At 68.1% G+C, this 4,816-nt stretch carries 6 protein-coding genes; 3 read left to right on the top strand and 3 right to left on the bottom strand.

Translation table 11 applies throughout. From position 1 onward, the window contains the following. Window positions 1–651 (bottom strand): CaiB/BaiF CoA transferase family protein (locus V6M46_RS10870; RefSeq protein ID WP_332664767.1); only part of this gene is annotated, 651 nt, incomplete at its 3' end. Window positions 652–653: 2 nt separating this feature from the next. Further along, entirely contained in the window at window positions 654–1,970 is a 1,317-nt protein-coding gene (locus tag V6M46_RS10865) for an SLC13 family permease (protein WP_332664764.1), read from the bottom strand. Between the two features lie 106 nt (window positions 1,971–2,076). Between V6M46_RS10865 and V6M46_RS10860 the strand changes: the two genes are divergently transcribed. Next, window positions 2,077–2,778: a FadR/GntR family transcriptional regulator gene (locus tag V6M46_RS10860; RefSeq protein WP_332664763.1), complete on the top strand. Its 702-nt coding sequence runs from the start codon at window positions 2,077–2,079 to the stop codon at window positions 2,776–2,778. 5 nt (window positions 2,779–2,783) lie between these two features. Then, complete coding sequence (locus tag V6M46_RS10855) at window positions 2,784–3,554, top strand: sulfite exporter TauE/SafE family protein (protein ID WP_332664761.1); 771 nt, start codon at window positions 2,784–2,786, stop codon at window positions 3,552–3,554. 3 nt (window positions 3,555–3,557) lie between these two features. On the opposite strand, the gene V6M46_RS10850 is transcribed toward V6M46_RS10855, so the two are convergent. Continuing rightward, window positions 3,558–4,265, bottom strand: coding sequence for a winged helix-turn-helix transcriptional regulator (locus V6M46_RS10850; RefSeq protein ID WP_332664759.1), 708 nt, complete (start codon window positions 4,263–4,265; stop codon window positions 3,558–3,560). A 136-nt stretch (window positions 4,266–4,401) separates the two neighbouring features. Here V6M46_RS10850 and V6M46_RS10845 point away from each other — a divergent pair, with 136 nt between their 5' ends. Then, window positions 4,402–4,668 carry a MoaD/ThiS family protein gene (locus V6M46_RS10845; protein ID WP_332664756.1) on the top strand — a complete coding sequence of 89 codons (267 nt, stop codon included), beginning with the start codon at window positions 4,402–4,404 and terminating at the stop codon, window positions 4,666–4,668. Window positions 4,669–4,816: the final 148 nt, after the last annotated feature.

Raw genomic sequence — 4,816 nt, 5'->3', positions numbered from 1 at the left:
CGTACGCACGACAGTGCCGACACCGGTCGCCTCGCGCTCGTGCAGGGCCGCCATGACGCCGTACGCGCCGTACATCCCCGCGAGGATGTCGGAGATCGGCGTGCCGACCTTCTGCGGGTCGTCGGGCCCCGAACCCGTGATCGACATGAGCCCGGCCTCGCCCTGCGCGATCTGGTCGTAGCCGGCTCGCCCGCCCTCCGGGCCGTCGTGGCCGAATCCCGTGATCGACAGCACGACGAGTCGCGGGTTGCGCTCGTGCAGCGTGGCGATCCCCAACCCGAGGCGTTCGAGCACCCCCGTACGGAAGTTCTCGACCAGCACGTCGGCCCGAGACACGAGGTCCAGCAGCACGTCGCGGTCGTCGTCGTGCTTCAGGTCGAGCGCGATCGACTCCTTGTTGCGGTTGGCCGACAGGAAGTACGTCGACTCCCGCGCCGCGTCATCACCCTCAGGCGATGAGGCATGACCGCCATCACTCGGCCAGCGAAACGGTGGCCCCCAGCCGCGGGTGTCGTCGCCGTTTCGCGGGTTCTCGACCTTGATCACACGAGCACCGAGGTCGCCCAGCATCATCGTGGCGTGCGGCCCGGCGAGGGCGCGCGAGAGGTCGACGACGAGCAGGTCCTTGAGCGGTCCGAATCGCGCAGTCATGCTCACCATCCCGGCAGCACGAGGGCTGCCCACACGAGAAGCGGACCGACGACCACGACGATGAAGCTGTACGTCAGAATCTGCTTGTAGTACGTCTGCTCGGTGATCGTGTCCGGACGGTTGGCCAGCATCAGCGCACCGTTGGTCGAGAACGGGCTGACGTCGACGATCGTCGATGCGATCGCGAGCGCAGCGACCAGCGCGACAGCATTGATGCCGTGCTCGGCGATGATCGGCAGCGCGATCGGGATGATGATCGGCAGCAGCGCTGTCGAGGAAGCGAATGCCGAGACGACACCGCCCACGTAGCAGAGGATCAGCGCGCCGATCGCGGCTGCGCCGAGGCCGGCCGCCCACTTGCCGACGAACTCGGGCGAGCCTGCCTGCGTCAGGATTGCGGCGTACGTGCTGACGCCCGCGACCAGCAGGACCGTCGGCCAGGCGATGGCGCGCACGGCGTCGGTGTGCTGCTTGGGTGCGAGCATGTTGAGGACGACCGCTGCGGTGATCGAGACGAACCCGATGTTCTTGTCGTACGCAAGGGCCACGACCGCGACACCGACGAACGCGACGAGGGTCAGCACCTGGTCGACGCGTACGCCCTGCGCCTTGGTGCCGGTCGGCGCCGTGGTGCCGTAGCCGCGGGCGGGGACGGTTGCCCCTCCGGCGTGCAGGTCATCGATCAGCTCGTCCTCGTCGGGGTCGATGCGCTGGGACATCAGCTTGCCGCCACCGAGGAGCACGAACAAGATCGCGGCCATGATCAGGTTGACCACGAGGCTCGCCAGGAACAGCGTCATCTCGCCGACCTCGAGGCCGTTGTCGCGCATCACGGAGTTCGTGATGACGCCGTAGATGCTGATGGGGGAGAAGCCGCCGCCCTGGGCGCCGTGCACGACGAACATGCCCATCATGAGCGGGTTGATCTTGTACTTGCCGGCGAAGCCGAGCGCGATGGGACCGATGATCGCGCAAGCGGCGGGGCTCGCGGCCCCGATGCCGGTCAGCAGCGCCGTGACGCCGAACATGACCCACGGGATCAACGCGACGCGACCGCCGACGGCCTTGACGGCTTTCGTGACGATGAAGTCGACCGTCCCGTTGTTCTTGGCGATCGCGAAGAGGTACGTGACGCCGATCAAGGTGAGGACCAGGTCACCGCTCACCCCCGCCAGGATCTCCTTCTCGTCGAGCTTGAGCGAGTACATACCCACGAGCCACGCCGCGACGTACGCGAGCGCCCCCATGTTGATCGGCAGCAACGTGCCGAGGACGAACAGCGCGACCAGCGCGATGATCGCAACCCATTCCGGACCCATGTCGAATTCCCTTCCCCCATCGCGACCCGCTGTGAGCCGCATCACCATGACTGGTTCAGTGGCCTAGCCAATAGTCAACCTCGCCAATTGTCAATACTCTGGTCGTATGAGCAGCAGATCTTTCACCGGCCTCAAGCCGCTCACCCGACCTCGTCTGTACGAGCAGGTGGCCGAGCAGATCACTGGCTGGATCGGCGAGAACGGGCTCAAGCCGGGTGACCGGCTCCCGCCGGAGCGCGAGCTCGCCACGAGGCTCGGTGTCAGCCGCGCGACGGTCAGCCAGGCACTCGTGGCGCTCGAGGTCATCGGCGTTGTCGCCGTACGGCACGGTGACGGCGCGGTCCTGACCGAGACCCGCTCGTCGACCAAGATCATCGACGCGATCCGCGCCCACGCGACCCGTATGCCCGAGATCATCGAGGCCCGCGACGCCCTGGAGTCCAAGCTCGCCGCGCTCGCCGCGCAGCGCCGGAGCGACGACGACATGGCTCGCATCGACGCCGCGCTCGACGAGATGGCTCGTGACATCGAGGATGGAGGCCGGGGCGTCGAGGGCGACGAGCTGTTCCACGCCGCCATCACCGCAGCCGCTCATTCCTCCTTGCTCTCGCGCATGATGGCCGAGATCAGTGACCTGATCCTCGAGACCCGCATCGAGTCGCTGTCACAGCCGGGTCGCCCCCGTGACTCGCTCAAGGCCCACCGCAAGATCGCCGACGCGATCCGCGCCAAGGATCCCCGGGCCGCGGCCGAGGCCATGCACGACCACGTCGAGATGGTCAGCGACGTGGCGCTGCTGCGCGACTGACCCGGATGGATCACCTGGACCAGCTGGCGTTGCTGGGCGGCGGGCTCCTGGCCGGCATCGCGTCGTCGTCCGTGGGGGCCGCCTCGCTCATCAGCTTCCCTATCCTGGTGGCGGTCGGCTTACCGCCGGTCGTCGCCAACGCGTCGAACACCGTCGGCCTGGTGCCGGCCGGGGTCGGCGGCGCCCTGGGCTACCGCCGCGAGCTCGCGGAGTACCCGCGGCTCAGCTCGGCGGTCATCGCGACCAGCGCCGCGGGCGGAGTCGTCGGCGCGACGCTCCTGCTGGTCCTGGATCCGGGCGTGTTCGAGGCGATCGTGCCCTGGCTCATCCTGTTCGCGTCCGCGCTGGTCGCCGCACAGCCGATGATCTCGGCCTGGGCGCGGCGACGTACGCTCCGGCGCGGGCTCGCTCCGCGCGACCGTCAGACGATGTCCGGACCGGTGGCCGGACTCTCGACCCTGATGGGCGTGTACGGCGGCTACTTCGGTGCCGCTCAGGGCGTCATCCTCGTCGCGTTCTACGCCCTGGGCATCGACGTCGAGCTGCGCATCATCAATGCGCTCAAGACACTGGCGATCTTCGCGTCCAACGTCGTGGCGACCGTGGTCTTCGTCATCTGGGCGGACCTCGACTGGGCCGCCGTCGTGCTGGTCGGGCTCGGCTCGCTCGTCGGCGGCTACCTCGGCGCGCTCATCGGGCGCAGGCTGCCGCCGTGGCTGTTCCGGGTCCTCGTCGTCGTGATGGGCCTGACAGTCGGCCTGACGATGCTCCTCTAGGGCTTACGCGTCAGCCGTGTCGCGGCTCGGCTCGGTCTTGGTGGCGACGAAGCGGTAGCCGACGTTGCGGACGGTGCCGATCAAGGTCTCGTTGTCGGTGCCGAGCTTGGCGCGCAACCGGCGTACGTGGACGTCGACCGTACGCGTGCCTCCGAAGTAGTCGTAGCCCCACACCTCCTGCAGCAGCTGCTGGCGGGTGAAGACCCGGCCGGGGTGCTGGGCGAGGAACTTGAGGAGCTCGAACTCCTTGAAGGTGAGGTCGAGCGTGCGGTTCTCGAGCTTCGCGGTGTAGGTCGCGTCGTCGACGACGAGCCCGCTCGAGGAGATGACGTGGCTCTCGTTGTCGCCGTCGAGCGATGCGGCGATGCGGCCGATGCCGAGCCGCAGACGCGCCTCGAGCTCGGCCGGGCCGGCGGTCGTGAGGATGACGTCGTCCATGCCCCAGTCGGACGCGGCGACGGCGAGGCCGCCCTCGGTCAGGATCAGGATGAGCGGGCACTCGATGCCGGTCGTGCGGATGACGCGGGTCAGGCTGCGTACCTGCGCGAGATCGTGGCGACCGTCGACCAGCACGGCGTCGCAGGGCGGCGCATCGAGCAGCGCGCTCGCCTCGGCGGGGAGGATCTTGACGTGGTGCGGCAACAGGGCGAGGGCGGGCAACACTTCCACGGACGACTGCGTGCTCTTGGTGAGGAGAAGCAGGTGGGACATGTGGTCAGCCTCCGGTGCCGCGTGAGTTAGCCGGGTCTTTCGGGTCCAAATATGCCAAAAGGCCATGGTGGAACACCGTGGCCTCGTTGCATGGTCAACAATACGTCATGTGTCTGAGCAATTGCCACGAGGTGACGTGAATGAGAACGACGTCACAGTGCACTACTGGGCAGCTGCGCGCTCTGCCGCCGGGACCGCCGAGGAGCACGTCCCGCCGGGCAGCCTTGCCGATCTCCTCGCCGAGATCAGCCTCAGGCACCGCGACCGGGACCGTTTCGACGACGTGATCGCCACCTGCTCGATCCTCGTCGGCGACACGCCGGTCGGTGCACGCGAGCCGGCCTCGATCTCGCTCCATGCCGGCGACACGGTCGAGTTCCTCCCGCCGTTCGCGGGCGGCTGACGAGCGATCGCACTCCGCGTACTGGCATCATGCGGGGGTGTCACGCCTCGGATCGACCCTGCTGTCCCTCGCGCTGGCCGGGGTCATCACCCTGGCGGCCTACACCGACCCGGTGTTCGTCGGCGCGGCGGTCATCCTCGTCCAGGTG

It is taken from the genome of Aeromicrobium sp. (assembly GCF_036676885.1).
Taxonomy (GTDB): Bacteria; Actinomycetota; Actinomycetes; order Propionibacteriales; family Nocardioidaceae; genus Aeromicrobium.
Note: the sequence above shows the minus strand (reverse complement) of the source record. Positions and strands in the feature narration are given on the sequence as shown.